Annotated in this window: 14 protein-coding genes and 1 tRNA gene; 10 read left to right on the forward strand and 5 right to left on the reverse strand. The window is 45.4% G+C overall.

The genetic code is table 11. From position 1 onward, the window contains the following. The first annotated feature begins 38 nt into the window (after positions 1 to 38). The 6 genes from rlmKL (at position 39) to rmf (ending at position 8,227) form a co-directional block, all read left to right on the forward strand. Positions 39 to 2,156: a bifunctional 23S rRNA (guanine(2069)-N(7))-methyltransferase RlmK/23S rRNA (guanine(2445)-N(2))-methyltransferase RlmL gene (rlmKL, locus tag ACKPVM_RS05270; protein ID WP_409307512.1), complete on the forward strand. Its 2,118-nt coding sequence runs from the start codon at positions 39 to 41 to the stop codon at positions 2,154 to 2,156. A 3-nt stretch (positions 2,157 to 2,159) separates the two neighbouring features. Then, positions 2,160 to 4,073, forward strand: coding sequence for an ABC transporter ATP-binding protein (locus ACKPVM_RS05275; protein WP_409307513.1), 1,914 nt, complete (start codon positions 2,160 to 2,162; stop codon positions 4,071 to 4,073). Positions 4,074 to 4,229: 156 nt separating this feature from the next. Continuing rightward, positions 4,230 to 5,591, forward strand: a complete 1,362-nt coding sequence (gene pqiA / locus ACKPVM_RS05280) for a membrane integrity-associated transporter subunit PqiA (RefSeq protein WP_409307515.1) — start codon at positions 4,230 to 4,232, stop codon at positions 5,589 to 5,591. Next, positions 5,578 to 7,218: an intermembrane transport protein PqiB gene (gene pqiB, locus ACKPVM_RS05285; protein WP_409307516.1), complete on the forward strand. Its 1,641-nt coding sequence runs from the start codon at positions 5,578 to 5,580 to the stop codon at positions 7,216 to 7,218. Before pqiA ends, pqiB begins: the two co-directional genes overlap by 14 nt. Then, positions 7,218 to 7,784, forward strand: a complete 567-nt coding sequence (gene pqiC / locus ACKPVM_RS05290) for a membrane integrity-associated transporter subunit PqiC (protein WP_409307517.1) — start codon at positions 7,218 to 7,220, stop codon at positions 7,782 to 7,784. The genes pqiB and pqiC overlap by 1 nt, the downstream gene beginning before the upstream one ends. Positions 7,785 to 8,059: 275 nt before the next feature. After that, positions 8,060 to 8,227, forward strand: coding sequence for a ribosome modulation factor (rmf, locus tag ACKPVM_RS05295; protein ID WP_009113168.1), 168 nt, complete (start codon positions 8,060 to 8,062; stop codon positions 8,225 to 8,227). 58 nt (positions 8,228 to 8,285) lie between these two features. Here the strand turns inward: rmf and ACKPVM_RS05300 are convergent, their stop codons facing one another. Both ACKPVM_RS05300 and ACKPVM_RS05305 read right to left on the reverse strand, forming a co-directional pair. Next, complete coding sequence (locus ACKPVM_RS05300; protein WP_409307520.1) at positions 8,286 to 9,638, reverse strand: lysozyme inhibitor LprI family protein; 1,353 nt, start codon at positions 9,636 to 9,638, stop codon at positions 8,286 to 8,288. 15 nt (positions 9,639 to 9,653) lie between these two features. Then, positions 9,654 to 10,436, reverse strand: coding sequence for a lysozyme inhibitor LprI family protein (locus tag ACKPVM_RS05305; RefSeq protein WP_409307522.1), 783 nt, complete (start codon positions 10,434 to 10,436; stop codon positions 9,654 to 9,656). Positions 10,437 to 10,862: 426 nt separating this feature from the next. On the opposite strand from ACKPVM_RS05305, the gene ACKPVM_RS05310 reads away from it, so the two are divergent. Both ACKPVM_RS05310 and ACKPVM_RS05315 read left to right on the forward strand, forming a co-directional pair. Next, entirely contained in the window at positions 10,863 to 11,405 is a 543-nt protein-coding gene (locus ACKPVM_RS05310; protein WP_409307524.1) for an SMI1/KNR4 family protein, read from the forward strand. 87 nt (positions 11,406 to 11,492) lie between these two features. Then, positions 11,493 to 11,819, forward strand: a complete 327-nt coding sequence (locus ACKPVM_RS05315) for a hypothetical protein (RefSeq protein ID WP_409307526.1) — start codon at positions 11,493 to 11,495, stop codon at positions 11,817 to 11,819. A gap of 495 nt (positions 11,820 to 12,314) precedes the next feature. Here the strand turns inward: ACKPVM_RS05315 and ACKPVM_RS05320 are convergent. Then, positions 12,315 to 12,404, reverse strand: a tRNA-Ser gene (locus ACKPVM_RS05320). Between the two features lie 274 nt (positions 12,405 to 12,678). Here ACKPVM_RS05320 and ACKPVM_RS05325 point away from each other — a divergent pair. Both ACKPVM_RS05325 and ACKPVM_RS05330 read left to right on the forward strand, forming a co-directional pair. Next, positions 12,679 to 13,416 carry a phosphatase gene (locus ACKPVM_RS05325; RefSeq protein WP_409307528.1) on the forward strand — a complete coding sequence of 246 codons (738 nt, stop codon included), beginning with the start codon at positions 12,679 to 12,681 and terminating at the stop codon, positions 13,414 to 13,416. A 27-nt stretch (positions 13,417 to 13,443) separates the two neighbouring features. After that, positions 13,444 to 14,013, forward strand: a complete 570-nt coding sequence (locus tag ACKPVM_RS05330; protein WP_409307530.1) for a TorD/DmsD family molecular chaperone — start codon at positions 13,444 to 13,446, stop codon at positions 14,011 to 14,013. 73 nt (positions 14,014 to 14,086) lie between these two features. Here ACKPVM_RS05330 and ACKPVM_RS05335 read toward each other — a convergent pair whose 3' ends face one another. Further along, positions 14,087 to 14,650, reverse strand: a complete 564-nt coding sequence (locus ACKPVM_RS05335; protein WP_409307532.1) for a lipoprotein — start codon at positions 14,648 to 14,650, stop codon at positions 14,087 to 14,089. Between the two features lie 186 nt (positions 14,651 to 14,836). Then, on the reverse strand, positions 14,837 to 15,484 hold the full coding sequence (grxB, locus tag ACKPVM_RS05340; RefSeq protein WP_409307533.1) for a glutaredoxin 2: 648 nt from the start codon (positions 15,482 to 15,484) through the stop codon (positions 14,837 to 14,839). Positions 15,485 to 15,747 lie beyond the last annotated feature (263 nt).

The following is a 15,747-nucleotide window of genomic DNA, read 5'->3' on the forward strand; positions in this document are numbered from 1 at the left end:
TATAGTCCGTTTTTACATTTTTTGGTGATAGTGACAACATGAATGCTTTGTTTGCCAGCACGGCGCGGGGACTGGAAGAGTTATTAAAAAGCGAACTCGAATCATTGGGTGCGCAGTCCTGTACAGTGGTGCAGGGTGGTGTCCATTTTGAGGGTGATAACCGCCTGATGTACCAGAGCCTGCTGTGGAGCCGTCTGGCGTCGCGCATTCTGCTGCCGTTGAATGAATTCAAGGTACACAGCGATCTGGATTTGTATCTGGGCGTGCAGGCGATTGACTGGTCGACGGTCTTCAGCACCGATAAAACCTTTGCCGTGCATTTTACCGGCACCAATGAAGATATCCGCAACAGCCAGTACGGCGCGTTAAAAGTCAAAGATGCGATTGTGGATAGCTTCACGCGCAAAACCGGACAGCGGCCCGATGTGGCAAAGCAGCAGCCGGATATTCGTATTAACGTCTTTTTACAGCGTGACACGGCGAGTGTCTCGCTGGATTTAAGCGGCGAAGGGTTGCATCAACGCGGTTACCGCGATCTGGCAGGGTTGGCACCGCTGAAAGAAAATCTGGCGGCAGCGATTGTATTACGCTCCGGCTGGCAAAACGGCACGCCGCTGGTCGATCCTATGTGTGGTTCCGGAACGTTGCTGATCGAAGCGGCGATGATGGCAGCCGATCGCGCACCCGGTTTGCATCGTACGCACTGGGGATTTAACGCCTGGTTAAAACACGACGCCGAACTGTGGCGCGAGGTGACGGCGGAAGCACAAGTGCGTGCCCGTCAAGGCTTGCAGGCAACGACCTCTCGCTTCTTCGGATCGGATAATGACCGCCGGGTGATTGACATTGCCAAAGCCAACGCACGTCGTGCAGGCGTGGCCGAACTGATTTCTTTCGGCGTAAAGGATGCGGCACAGCTCCAGAATCCCTTGCCGGAAGGTCCGAAAGGTACGGTCATCAGCAACCCGCCTTATGGCGAACGTTTGGAAAGCGAGCCTGCGCTGATTGCCCTGCATAATATGCTGGGGCGCAAGATGAAAAGTGATTTTGGCGGCTGGCAACTCTCCCTGTTTAGTGCGTCGCCGGAACTGCTGAGCTGTCTGCAATTGCGTGCTGAACGTCAATTTAAGGCGAAAAATGGCCCATTGGACTGCGTCCAGAAGAATTACCAACTGGCAGAAACGCAGAGTGAATCCGCAGGACAAATCGCGGAAGACTTTGCTAACCGACTGCGTAAAAACTTACGCAAGCTGGAGAAATGGGCGAAGCAGCAAGGCATTGAATGTTACCGCCTCTATGATGCCGATCTGCCTGAATATAATGTCGCGGTCGATCGCTACGGCAGTTGGGTGGTTGTACAAGAGTACGCACCGCCGAAAACCGTCGATGCCCAGAAGGCGCGTCAGCGCTTGTTTGATGTGATTAATGCGACGCTGAGCGTGCTGGAATTACCCTCGAATCGCTTGGTGCTGAAAACGCGCGAGCGTCAGAAAGGCAAAAACCAGTATGAAAAACTGGCGCAGAAAGGCGACTTCCTGCTGATGGAAGAGTTTGGCGCCAAGCTGTGGGTCAACCTGACCGACTACCTCGATACCGGTTTGTTCCTCGATCACCGTATCGCCCGTAAAATGCTAGGTGAGATGAGCCGTGGCAAAGATTTTCTCAATCTGTTTGCCTATACCGGTACAGCGAGTGTTCATGCCGGGTTGGGTGGCGCACGTTCTACGACCACCGTTGATATGTCACGTACCTATCTGGAATGGGCGGAGAAAAACCTGCGGGTGAATGGCCTGACCGGACGTCAACATCGTCTGATTCAAGCGGATTGCCTGTCATGGATGCATAATGCGAATGAACAGTTCGATGTGATCTTCATCGACCCACCGACCTTCTCTAACTCAAAACGGATGGAAGACTCGTTTGATGTCCAGCGCGATCATCTGGCGCTGATGAAAGATCTTAAGCGTCTGCTGCGTCGTGGCGGCACCATCATGTTCTCGAATAACAAACGCGGCTTCCAGATGGATAGCGCTGGTCTGGCCGCGCTGGGGCTGAACACGAAAGAAGTTACCGCACAGACTCAATCACAGGATTTTGCTCGTAATCGTCAAATTCATAACTGCTGGCTGCTGACACATGCCGGTGAGGAAAAGTAACCGATGTCTTTAATCAGTGTTTCAGGTGCGTGGCTGTCGTTCAGCGACGCGCCGCTGTTGGATAACACCGAACTTCATATCGAAGAGAATGAACGCGTTTGTTTGGTTGGACGTAACGGCGCGGGTAAATCGACCCTGCTGAAAATTTTGGCCAAAGAGATCCCGCTGGATGATGGCCGCATTACCTATGAACAGGATCTGATTGTTGCTCGTTTACAACAGGATCCTCCCCGTGACGTGGCGGGCAGCGTCTTTGATTTTGTCGCCGAAGGGGTCGCCGCACAAGCGGGTTATCTGAAGGATTACCATGCCATGTTGCGTCTGGTAGAGAGTGATCCCTGTGAAAAGAATCTGAACCAGTTAGCTAAGTTGCAGGATGTTCTGGAGCATCAGGGGTTGTGGCAACTGGAGAGTCGCATTCACGAAGTGCTGGAACAGCTTGAATTGAATGCCGACGCGCCGCTGGCTTCATTATCGGGTGGCTGGTTACGTAAGGCTGCCTTGGGGCGCGCATTGGTTAGCGCCCCGAAAGTCTTACTGCTGGATGAACCGACCAACCATCTGGATATTGAGACGATCGACTGGCTGGAAACCTTCCTGAAAACTTTTCAGGGCAGCATTGTCTTTATTTCTCATGACCGTTCATTTATTCGCAACATGGCGACGCGTATTGTCGATCTCGACCGCGGAAAGCTCGTGTCCTGGCCTGGAAATTACGATAAATATTTGGAAGGAAAAGAAGAGGCTTTACGAGTAGAAGAATTACAAAATGCGGAGTTTGACCGGAAACTGGCGCAGGAGGAAGTTTGGATCCGTCAAGGGATCAAGGCGCGTCGAACCCGTAATGAAGGTCGAGTGCGGGCACTAAAAGCGATGCGGCATGAACGTTCGCAGCGTCGTGAGGTCATGGGATCGGCCAAAATGCAGGTAGAAGAAGCCGCCCGATCCGGCAAGATCGTATTCGAACTGGAAGAGGTTAACTATCAGATCGATAATAAGGTGCTGGCACGCAATTTCTCTGCTCAAGTACAGCGTGGCGATAAAATCGCATTAGTCGGGCCGAATGGCTGTGGTAAGACCACGTTATTGAAATTGATGCTGGGTGAGCTGACGCCAACAAGTGGACGAGTACACTGCGGGACGAAGCTGGAAGTCGCCTATTTCGATCAGCATCGTGCCGAACTCGATCCAGAACGCACGGTGATGGATAACCTGGCGGAAGGCAAACAGGAAGTCATGGTGAATGGTCGTCCACGCCATGTGCTTGGCTATCTGCAAGATTTTCTGTTTCATCCGAAACGCGCCATGACACCGGTGAAGGCGTTATCGGGAGGAGAACGTAACCGTTTATTGTTGGCTCGATTATTCCTGAAACCCAGTAACCTGTTGATTCTTGATGAGCCAACTAACGATCTGGATGTAGAAACGCTGGAATTACTGGAAGAACTCATTGATGGTTACCAGGGAACGGTGCTGCTGGTCAGTCACGATCGTCAATTTGTTGATAATTCAGTCACCGAGTGCTGGATTTTTTCTGGCAACGGTGAAATAACCCGTTATGTCGGTGGGTATTATGATGCGCAGCAGCAACGGGCGGAATCCATACCGTTACGCACGTCATCTTCCTCTGCAACGACGGTGGCAGCGGCACCATCGGCTCACACCGCACAGCACGCTAAAAAGAATACAGGTAAACTAAGCTATAACCAGCAGCGCGAATTGGAACAGTTGCCGTTAAAGATCGAGCAATTGGAGCAGGAGATCAATAACCTGCAAGCGCAAATGAGTGACGCCGGGTTTTTCAGTCGCCCACATGAAGAGACACAGCGAGTTTTGAATGCGTTAGCAGAAGCGGAAAAAACGTTGGAATCTGATTTTGAACGCTGGGAAGCACTGGAAGCACAGAGGAATGGCTGATTATATGCCGCTTCCTATTTAAGGGAAAAATTGACGGTAACGTGCAGGTGTTTTTTATATCGGCATGTTACCTCGGTTTTAAACCACGATGAGTATCGTCTAGATGGCCCGGTGTTGCCATTGATGTAGCGTCAGATGCGCTCTACAAGGAGGCTGTTGGTGTGTGCTCATAACGATATTCATAAAGGCCATGCTCATAACCATCATGCTCATAACCATCATGCTCATAAACAACAGAGTTGTGGCGCTGAGTGTCGTGAGCATCAGCATGATGATTACATGCTCTGTCCGCAGTGTGACCTGTTGGTGGCGTTACCTACATTGTCGCGTGGACAAAAAGCGGTGTGCCCACAATGCAAAACGACACTAACCAGTCACCAGACTGAACCCCGTAAGCGTCCTATTGGATATGCGCTGAGTGCATTATTTATGCTGGTGCTATCGAATTTGTTTCCATTCGTATACATGCGCGTTGCGGGTATTACCAGTGAGATCAGTCTGTCTGAAATCCCTAAAGTGATGGTAACGGATAATTACGTCAGCGTTGCCAGTCTGTTTATGTTATTCGTCCAACTTGTTCCCGCTTTCTGCATGGTGACAGTGGTTCTGCTGTGTTGGCCTATTTCTCTGCCACTCGCGCTGAAGAAAGCGATGGGAAAAATGCTTTTCCACCTTAAAAGCTGGGGAATGGCTGAGATTTTCCTGGCTGGCGTTCTCGTTAGTTTTGTTAAACTCATGGCGTATGGCGACATTGGTATTGGCAGTAGTTTTGTCCCGTTTGTGTTGTTCTGTCTCTTACAGCTACTGACATTTCAAAGCCTTGAACGTCGTTGGTTATGGAATGATATTGTCTCTCCACCAGTGTTACCGGCAGTGCCTCAACCCGGGATTAGTGGGTTGTCGCAAGGTTTTCGATCATGCTCGTGCTGCACCGCCATTTTGCCTGAGCATCAACGAATCTGCCCACGCTGCCATAGCCGTGGGCATGCTCGGCGCAAGCACAGTCTGCAATGGACAATGGCCTTGCTGATTACGTCTATTTTTCTCTATATCCCCTCAAATCTCATGCCAATCATGGTGACGGAAGCGCTGGGCGATCGCATGGGATCGACCATTATGTCTGGCGTTATCCTACTATGGAGTAGTGGTTCGTATCCCGTCGCAATGGTGATTTTCGTTGCCAGTATTATGGTGCCGTCATTGAAAATGTTGGCGTTGGGTTGGTTATGCTGGGAGGCCAATGGTAACGGTAAACGCGATAGCGAACGGATGCATGTCGTATACGAAATTGTCGAATTTGTCGGGCGTTGGTCAATGATTGACGTGTTCGTTATCGCTGTACTTTCTGCGTTAGTCAGAATCGGTCAGTTAATGAGTATTTATCCCGCCGTGGGAGCAGTATTGTTTGCTGCTGTCGTGATCTTGACCATGTTCGCGGCGATGGCTTTCGATCCCCGTTTATTGTGGGATCGTCGTGGTGATGCATTGAATAAGGAGTCTTCCGTTGACGAAAGATAAATACGCCGTAGCGGATGTAGAAACGATTAAACGCTGGTCGCCAGTCTGGATTGTGCCGATCGTGACGGTACTGATTGGCGCATGGATATTATTTTATCATTTCAGTCATCAAGGCCCGCAAATCACACTGGTGACCAGTAATGCAGAGGGCATTGAGGCGGGGAAAACGCTGATAAAGAGCCGCAGTGTTGATGTCGGTATTGTTGAGAGTGTCGTGTTGAGTGACGATCTGCATCAGGTTGAAATCAAAGCTCGAATGCATGATGGCATGGATAAGTTGTTAAAGCAGGATTCGGCTTTCTGGGTTGTGAAACCGCAGATTGGTCGTGAGGGCGTTTCCGGGTTGGGAACGCTGTTATCCGGTGCTTATATTGAGCTTCAACCGGGTTCTCATAAAGAGGAAAAGAGGGAGTTTGCGTTACTGGATTCCCCACCTTTGGCGTCGCCGGATGCAAAGGGAATGCGGGTTATTCTGGATAGTGAACAGTCTGGTCAACTGAATGCGGGTGATCCTGTCTTGTTCCGGGGATATCGGGTGGGGTCGGTTGAAACCAGCGAATTTGATCCGAAAGCGCGCAAAATGCGTTATCAGCTTTTTATCGCCGCACCTTATGACAGTCTGGTTACCTCAAATGTTCGTTTCTGGAAAGATAGCGGTGTTGCGTTTGATATGTCTGCACAGGGAATGCGGGTAGAAATGGGATCGCTGGCGACCTTGTTCAGTGGTGGCGTCAGTTTTGATGTGCCTGCGGGTTGGGAACTGGGGAGTCCGGTGGAGCAACATGCGCAGTATCGACTGTTTGATAGCCAACGTAGTATTCAGGATTCGCTCTATACCGAATACAAGGAATATCTCGTCTTCTTTAGTGAATCAATTCGTGGGTTGCAGGTCGGTGCGCCGGTTGAATTTCGTGGTATTCGTTTAGGGACTGTGGCGGAAGCGCCATTTTTTCCTAAGAACTTACAGCAAGATCTTGATGATGATTACCGCATTCCTGTTTTAATCCGTATTGAGCCCGATCGATTTGAGAAAAAAGTAGGTGGAAATTTCGATTTCGAACAGCATCTAAGAGAAGCGCAACCGCTTGGTTTGAGGGCAGCATTAAAATCGGCCAACTTGTTGACTGGCGCGTTATATATTGACCTCGACTTTTACCCCAAGGAAAAAAGGAACCAAAGATTGGTCAGCGTCGATGGTTATCCGGTTTTGCCTACGATCGATGGTGGCCTTTCTCAGATTCAGCAAAAGTTGATGGCCGTGCTTGATAAGGTTAATGATTTACCGCTCAATCCTATGATAACCGAAGCTACGCAGACGTTGGCAGAAAGTCAGGCGACGTTGCGTGAAATGCAAAAAACACTGGCATCGCTTAATCAGATTACGTCCAGCAAAGCCATGCAGAATTTACCGCAGGATATGCAGCAGACCTTACGTGAGTTAAATCGCAGTATGAAAGGATTCCAGCCTGGATCGCCAGCGTACAATAAAATGGTGGCGGATATGCAGCGTTTGGATCAGGTCTTGCGTGAACTACAGCCTGTGCTCAGAACGTTAAATGAGAAGAGTAATGCATTGATTTTTGAAGCACCGACTGGCAACGATCCCCAGCCGAAGAGGGCGAAATAATGATGAAAATATGGACTTTGAGCATGGTGCTGTTGCTGAGTGCTTGTAGCAGCAGCCCGCAAAAATCTTACTATCAGCTACCGGTCATACCAGCAACGGAAACATCACATACGGCAGTTTCACCCTCGGGGCAATTATGGCTTGAGCATGTTGGTGTCGCGGATTATCTGGGAAATCAAGGCGTGGTTTATCAAACCAGTGATGTTCAATACGCTATTGCCAGCGATAATTTATGGGCAAGCCCGCTTGATCAGCAACTCCAACAAGCGCTGGTCACCGAGTTGGGGAACAACATGGCTGGTTGGATCGTCACAACCCAACCTCATGGCGGCGAACAGGCCGTACTTAATGTGACCATAACCGCGTTTCATGGGCGCTATGATGGAAAAGTAGTAATACGTGGGGAGTGGGTGCTAAGCCGCGCTGATAAGGTGATAAAGCGTCCTTTCAACGTGGTGTTACCGCAAACGGAAGATGGCTATGAAGCGTTAGTGAAAACGTTGGCACAGGGTTGGCAACAGGTGGGCGTCGCTATCGCGCAATCTGTTACTCGGTCCGGTTTGTAGTCGTCTGATTAACCATTAATGGTTTAATCATCATCGCGTTATCGACATTGACCTCTGAAAGTTATGCTTCTTTCAGAGGTTTTTTATTTTTCAAGGCGTTAGTTCTTGCTTCATTTTTTTCTGAAGAAAACTCTCATTTATAGATCACAAATATGACATTGGCGTGAATTTTGCGGCTTGACCTTTGGTTGCAGAATGGTTATTGATAGTCTGTGATTGCTTATAAAGTAATCATTGTTTTCTTTCCACCAGATAAATAATGAGGGAAATAAGGCATGAAGAGACAGAAACGCGATCGCCTCGAAAGAGCCCATTCACGCGGTTATCAAGCAGGTATTTCCGGCAGGCCGAGGGAACTTTGTCCCTATCAATCAATAAACGCCCGGTCCTACTGGTTGGGAGGTTGGCGACAAGCCATGGAGGACAAGGCGGTTACCGCTTAACGCGCTTTGTCACAATGAGGGAACGCCTCCGCGTATGCGGAGGCTTTTGTACTCCTAGTTATTCATCTTCCGACATGCTATCCTCTGTCGCGACATAGATTGTATCTGTTGAATCAAAGAGCATAAAAATATAATCTTTCTCATTCTGGCGAGTTGCCGCTATTTCCTCTATTCGGCTTAGCGATGTAATATGTGTTAACATTTTTTCTTGTTGATTAATTTGCCAAACACCAGCCATACCATGATGATTAATAAAATAACATCCGTTGTTTTCTGTACATGTTGGTTCAGAAAATAAATACCACGTGTTTCTGTTATTGTTATTTTCTTTTAATATGGTATGAACGCCGCCGTCTGGTTTTATATAAAATAAACTGTCTGCAAAGTCAGCACCATAACTAGTGTAGTTATCCTTTGGATTTTTTCTTACCGTCCCCGGATAGTGTAATGCAAAATGCGCCGAACCATTTTTCCCCATTCTGCTTTTGCATTTGACATCCTCACATTCACCTTCCCATGACCATGTTCCTTTTTTGATATTATTGTTCTGGTATTCAGTCAGTTCTTCATCGGAGAGTGTTTCAAGTTTTTGTTGCGTTGCTGACCACCTTTTTAAGGTTGGACGTGCATTCGTGTTGTTGATGAAATGTATATTTCCTTCGGTATCCATATTGAAGGTATTAAGCCGATAGTTAGCCTCCGATCCTTTCGGTTTATTTTCATCATTGCTGCTATCTACAATTTTAACGTCACCTTGTTCTGATATCTGGACTAATTGCCAGGTACGGAAAGATTTTCTCTCTCTGGCGTCATTATAATGAACACCGTTATAATGGAGAAAATAGAAATAAAAAGTATTATTAGCAGAAAAACCGCCGATAAGTTTTTCTATTCGAGTTTCGTTACTGGCTCCCTGATCGATTTCTTTTAGTTTCTTTAGCAGTTTTAGACGTTCTTCTTGTGTATAAAACGGTTTGTATATCCACTCTTTTGCCTGAAGGGAATATTCAGAGCCCGTGACAGAGATAGCATTTCCCTCTGATGAGTATGGCAGGCTCTGCGTCTTTACGACGTATTCTATACTGCTTGCTACCGTTTTGGCACTGCTGTAACGTTCGATCTCCCTTAACTGAGAAAGCCTTAACTTGTATGAAGCGATCAAACAGGATTCGTCAGTACATTGATTTCTTTGTTGCAACCAGATTTTTTCTTCAGAATGAAGTGCACTAGGGATGATTTGTGATTTCTCTACTTCGCTATACCATTTGTTTAATGCCGTATCCAATTGCATCAACGGTGTTGACGAACATATCATTTTCTCAACATTGCTACTCGCTGTTGAGCAAACAATAGCTTGTGCACTATTTGATAGTATAAATAGAAATGACAATATAATTTTATTTATGCTCATTGGTTTTCCAACTCATTAGTATCCTGGTTTCACACAGTCGCTTCTATTTACAAGGAACTGTAATTTGTTTCCTGTATATTGAAAGAAATATATTTCTTCGGCTCTATATTTGGGGAACTTACAGGGAATGGTGAGATATATATTGCCATCTTTCTCTTTATTAAAGATAGCTGTTTGACTATTATTGTATGAATCTGGATTATACCCAACAGACGCTTTGTGTACACTAGTATGATCTGTAGAAACAAAGGCATGTGGCAAGTAAATTACTTGGGTAATTAATTCTGTTACGGGATCTTTAACGATAAGATAACCATCAGACTCACACCACGATCCTGAGTCACAGCCTTTGGTTCTCATATGAACTTCGGTAAGATAGGGCCAATCAGGGTGGGTTATATCCAATCTGAAATAAATCTTTTTAATGTGAGTATTAAACTCGAATTCATTAACATCCACACTTTTGGGTATTTTGTGATATACGTCGATAATATTGAGATAGCTGTCTAATAGGCATTCTGACAGATCTTTGTCACGTACACATGCATTTCTTTTTTTTAGAAACGCTTTTTGCATGACGATAAATTCATCAGTAGCGATAGCGGGATCTTTTTTGAGGTTAAAATATAAACTGCTCATTTCCTCATCTAGCGAGGATAACTCATCATTATTGCATATTGCATTAGTGATTTTATCATTCGCGTTATCACAGTCGAAACTTGCTGCATAACCTGTACCGCTGAAAACAAGACTACATATTAGACAAGCGCAATAACCATAAAACTTAGCATGATGCATGATGTTATCCTTTGATAAGTAGCGCATCGTTAATTAATTCCATTTGTGTTGTATAAAACAAATGCCTTATAACAATATTTATCAATAGATGCAATTAGTTATGAGAGTCATGAATGCTGTTATGACCATCAGGTTCGAGCACTATATGAAGATATCGGTATCTCATCTACGAGTGATGGTGATGGAACAGAGGATTTTCGGTATCGTGACGATGCATTTAGTCGTAGAATTCGCAGGGGCGTGAGGGGCTTCTGTCATCTTCGCAGGCAGTACCGTTCGGAAGGAATAGCGGTGTGGAGAACAGCGTGGAGCAAAACGAAAAAATTTACGACCGCTGGTGCAGTGGGTAGAGACGCACAGAACCCCTATTCTAGGGAAGATGTATTAGTCAGTAGGGCAACTTGGTATACGAATAAGGAAATTACTATGCTACTGGAATTATCAGAAATAGCGTTTAAATTACATGAAAAATTCTCGCCATTTGATGGGGAAATGGAGAGCTTTATCATGAAAAGTGGCGGAGCGTCAGTTGACGAAATTTCTGATTTAGAAAATAAGCTAAATGTTAAATTACATAACAAGTTTAAGGATTTTATTTTAAAGTATAATTTGAATGATTTTTCTCTTGGCAGTTTTGTTTTTGGTAATGGTGGTAGTTATTTAGAAAAGATTTTTGAATTAAACAATGAGAATGATTTAACACAGTGGTGGGGGGCTGGTAAACGGCCTGATAATTTTCTTCTTGTGACGTACAACGATCCCTATTCTATTTTGTTAGACCTGAAAAATGGAAAGGTTTACGCGATGACAAGTGAGTCTGATTTGAACAATATTGAATGCATATCATCGGATTTCTGTCTTTTTTGTAGAGGTGTCGGAACGCTGTTTTTAAATAACCAAAAAACTCGTCCTGGCAATCTGGAACGATTTGTAGGGAGTAAAAATGATGTTTTTTGGTCCAGTTTATAATTGTTATTCGAAAATGGAAAAAATTTTACTGAGGGATTCCAGGGTGAAAAGTAATACTGTATCAACTAAAATATGTAAAATAATAGAATGAAGAGTGACTTTAATTCACAGCTTATTTATTTATCTGACGAACTGAGTTCATCTTATGATAAGCCTACTTTTTCTGATGAAGATAACTATATTGAGAATAAGAGGATAAAATCAAAAATTATTGATTTTATCTTGGATGCTCATTCTTGTGGGGAAATATTATTTGTCGAGAATGCATTAAAGCTTCTTTTGAATAATACTGGATGCCAAGAAGATTTTGAGATTTTGGAAGAAATACTACGTCCGGTTATTGAGAAAGATATCATCGATAAAGAGTTATTAAATAAATATCTAAAAGAGAGCCCGTTATCTCGATGGTTATAGATATACCCAAAATAATTCAAGTTTCAGGAAGGCGGCAAGCGAAGGACAAATTCGTCGGGAACGAATTTGACCAGCCTTTGGCTGGCCTCCGGTGAGAGACAGGATGTCTCTCATCTAATCCCGATGAGCTTACTTGAGTAAGTGATTCGGGTGAGTGAGCGCAGCCAACGCACATGTAACTTGAAGTATGACGGGTATAAACTGAATGATGGTAGAGTATATCAAGGTGATAAGACGAATAAGCATGCACGTAATCATCGTTATTTTGAAAACATGTGAGAATTTCGGAATGCCCTATTCAATTTTTTCTCAACCACTCAGCCAGAAATAGCCGTCGTCACAATCTAGTTGGTTTGGCTACGGTTCAGAAAAAATTAGCTTAATGCAAGAGATGCCGGATTTCACAAAAAAGTCCGCCGAAGCGAACTTTTGATGTATTCCGTTATGCAAGATAAAATCAAAAAACGAACCAGTTGATCGATCTTATCAAAAATATGGCGGTGAGGGAGGGATTCGAACCCTCGATACGTTTTCACGTATACACACTTTCCAGGCGTGCTCCTTCAGCCTCTCGGACACCTCACCGTGGTCGCCAGCATCTTGTGTTGGGACGGCGCTAATGTAGGAAAATTGTGCCACAGCGTCAACAAACTTCTGCCCCGATTTGTACGTTTAGTTAAACTTAATGCAATTTGATGCTTTACTCGCCATTTATCCCTTTTTACGTACTGAAGCATCCTTCTTTTTACGAAAGTAATATTTCTATTTTGTTAACCTTTGATTGTACGTTACGTACGGTTGCTGTGTGCTATTCCCAGAGATGTTATGCTATCGGTTACATGCTGACTCAGGAGAAATTATGTATCCCGTCGATTTACATATGCACACCGTCGCCAGTACTCACGCATACAGCACTCTGCATGACTATATCGCGGAGGCAAAGAAAAAAAGTATCCGTCTGTTTGCCATCACGGATCATGGTCCGGATATGGCGGATGCGCCGCACTATTGGCATTTTATGAATATGCGCGTTTGGCCAAGATTGGTCGATGGCGTGGGGATTTTACGTGGAATTGAAGCGAACATTAAAAACAGACAAGGTGAGATTGATTGCACTGGCCCTATGCTAGATCAGGTCGATTTAATTATCGCTGGATTTCATGAACCGGTTTTTCCACCCCAGGACAAAGATATTCATACTGAAGCGATGATTGCTACGATGGCGAAGGGTGACGCACATATTATTAGCCATCCCGGCAACCCAAAATTCCCTGTTGATATTTGTGCTATCGCTGAAGCGGCTGCTAAATATCATGTTGCGCTGGAACTGAATAACTCATCTTTTATGCATTCTCGTAAAGGGAGTGAGCCAAACTGCCGTGCGATTGCGGAAGCTGTACGTGATGCTGGAGGGATGCTTTCTTTAGGTTCTGATTCGCATATCGCTTTTTCTTTGGGTGATTTTACCCACTGCGAACGTATTCTGCAGGAAGTAAATTTTCCGCCGGAGAGAATTTTAAACGTAACACCTCGACGAGTTCTGGATTTTTTGGAACAAAGAGGAAAGCCCGCCATTACTGAATTGGCTAATTTGTGACGTTGTCACTAATTTAATGAGAGCTAAATGAACGAATTTTCTATCGTATGCCGCATATTAGGCACGTTGTTTTACCGCCATCCGCAAGATCCGGTTTTAGCGCCAGTGTTTACCCTCATCAAAAAGGGAGATTTCCAACAACACTGGCCACTGGAGCAAGATGCGTTGCTGGAAAGATTACAAAAGAATGTTGATCTGTCAGCAATGGAAGCTGACTATCAGTCGTTGTTTGGTGGTGATGATTGTGCGGTATCACCATGGCGTTCAACCTATATCGATGCTGAAGACACAGATATTCGTACTTTTTTGCAAACACGGGGCATGCCGTTGAAGGCGGGGCCAGTAGATCATTTTGGTCTGTTACTGTTGTCGGCTTCCTGGTTGGAGGATCAGTCGCAGGAAGACGAAACCGCTGCACAAATTGCGCTGTTTGATCACTATCTGCTCCCCTGGAGCAATCAGTTTTTAGGCAAAGTTGAAAGCCATGCCACAACGGTGTTTTATCGTACTCTGGCGATCATTTGTCGTGAAGCACTGGAAGCAATGCGTGATGAGTTGGATGAGGGTGCTGATGATATGGCAGATGCAGAAGAATAAAAATAAAGAGAGCTAAACCACATAAGCGTTTGCGATGGCGTTTTTGCACACGCTTATGTGCTGAAAACAGGTATTAATCAGTCAACAAGATGACAATTTGCCCCGGTTTGATCTCAATACCTTTTGCCATTTTCTTCGCCAATGCTTCAGTTTTGCTCTTGTCTGCATTCAGAACATAAACTGGTTTTTGGTTAAAATAACTTTTCAGGGATTGGTCTAGGTAAGGGCTAAGTGTCTTGATCACCGTCTGCATTTTTTCAGGTTGAACGGCGTAATCGATCAGTTCCATGTCTTTTAGGTAGATGGCTCCCTGTGCCTTATCGAACACCGGCTGTGCCTTTAACGTGAGATTCATGTCGGCCGTCTGGTTACCAAGTAGTGAGGTGATGTCTACCTTGGCATGGCCTGATAGGGTGACTTTCCCCGGCTCACTTCTGCCGATCTGGCTGGCAAGTTCGGTCAGAACAATATTGGCATCAACCACGCCCGGTACGCCAAGCTGTTTTTTATAATCGTTATGCTGTTGCAGGTATTCGTTAACTTCTTGTTCACTGAGGGTATATTGCGTCAGTTTATTGCAAGCGCTTAGCGTAAAAACAATCAGCAGGGCTGTGGCTGCCAATCCTAATTTCTTCATTACATTAACCTCAATCGGTTTTTCCACGAGTGTTATCCAATCAGCAATATGCTGGTACAGAGTGTATGCTTGTGCCGATCATCCCAATCAGATAGCACTGAAATAATAGATAAAACATCCCCAGCCGTATGAGCGTTCCGGCAATAACATGCCGCTTCCTTGAGAAGCGGCCGGGGGATCAGTCTATTACTGGGCCAGACTGCTTAACAAGGTAACCTGAGTCTGCTTAGCCATATTGTCACGATAGTTAGCAACACGCGAAGGTGGCGTGACCCCCATGACGATCGACAAGGACCGTAACAACGGGAACAAATGAATGTCATCGGTCGATAATTCTCCATTGCAGGCATTCGGTTGAACGATCAATGAATCCAGTTCCGTCAGGTCATTGTTCAGCTTTTTGATTAGCCCCTGAGAGTGCTTAAGGTGTTCGGCAAAACTGCCTAACTGAGCCTCTTTTTTATTAATGAAATACTGACGGGCCGACGCTAAAGCAAACTCTTCAAATGCCGCTTGTGCAAAGCGTGGAATAATCAAACGAGGGGTATAGTCAGATACTTTGCGTAACCATGCTGCGATGGCAGGGTTGGTTGGGCCAGTCAGGAGCGGTTTCCGATCATAGTTATCAATGAAATGAACGATGTCCATACTTTCTGGCATATGGCTGCCGTCCTCTTTTTGGAGGATGGGGACCATTTTCTGACCGATCAACCGCGTTGGCGTTTCTTCATCATCATTGGCTAAGATTTGCAGTTCAACAGGGATATTCTTCAGGCCAAAAATCATACGTGCTTTCACACAGTAGGGGCAATGATCGTAAATATATAACTTCATACTAGTTATCCTCTGGTTCACTGATTTACCCGCGGTCTGATGTGGTTGGCGCATCCTTATTGCTCATTTACGCTGTCCATTTGGCTTAGATCGGCTATCAGCTAGCGACCCCCATTGTTAGCCACATCATAACGCCGGGTATAGGACAATGGCCGCGTGAGCGGTCCAAGCATACGACAAATAATCGATAACAAAGCAATTGATAACAATCATTTGAATGTATTGGGAAAGTATGAGGCGCTTTGGCGGGGAGATCAACTCAG

Source organism: Pectobacterium hainanensis, assembly GCF_046237015.1.
Classification (GTDB): domain Bacteria; phylum Pseudomonadota; class Gammaproteobacteria; order Enterobacterales; family Enterobacteriaceae; genus JBJYIN01.

Excerpts from the sequence above, each read along its gene's own strand:
- ACKPVM_RS05325 (WP_409307528.1), top strand. The coding sequence starts at position 12,679 with ATGTATCCCGTCGATTTACATATGCACACCGTCGCCAGTACTCACGCA.
- ACKPVM_RS05315 (WP_409307526.1), top strand. The coding sequence starts at position 11,493 with ATGAAGAGTGACTTTAATTCACAGCTTATTTATTTATCTGACGAACTG.
- ACKPVM_RS05275 (WP_409307513.1), top strand. The coding sequence starts at position 2,160 with ATGTCTTTAATCAGTGTTTCAGGTGCGTGGCTGTCGTTCAGCGACGCG.
- rmf (WP_009113168.1), top strand. The coding sequence starts at position 8,060 with ATGAAGAGACAGAAACGCGATCGCCTCGAAAGAGCCCATTCACGCGGT.
- ACKPVM_RS05305 (WP_409307522.1), bottom strand. The coding sequence starts at position 10,436 with ATGCATCATGCTAAGTTTTATGGTTATTGCGCTTGTCTAATATGTAGT.
- ACKPVM_RS05335 (WP_409307532.1), bottom strand. The coding sequence starts at position 14,650 with ATGAAGAAATTAGGATTGGCAGCCACAGCCCTGCTGATTGTTTTTACG.
- rlmKL (WP_409307512.1), top strand. The coding sequence starts at position 39 with ATGAATGCTTTGTTTGCCAGCACGGCGCGGGGACTGGAAGAGTTATTA.
- ACKPVM_RS05310 (WP_409307524.1), top strand. The coding sequence starts at position 10,863 with ATGCTACTGGAATTATCAGAAATAGCGTTTAAATTACATGAAAAATTC.
- ACKPVM_RS05300 (WP_409307520.1), bottom strand. The coding sequence starts at position 9,638 with ATGAGCATAAATAAAATTATATTGTCATTTCTATTTATACTATCAAAT.
- grxB (WP_409307533.1), bottom strand. The coding sequence starts at position 15,484 with ATGAAGTTATATATTTACGATCATTGCCCCTACTGTGTGAAAGCACGT.
- ACKPVM_RS05330 (WP_409307530.1), top strand. The coding sequence starts at position 13,444 with ATGAACGAATTTTCTATCGTATGCCGCATATTAGGCACGTTGTTTTAC.
- pqiC (WP_409307517.1), top strand. The coding sequence starts at position 7,218 with ATGATGAAAATATGGACTTTGAGCATGGTGCTGTTGCTGAGTGCTTGT.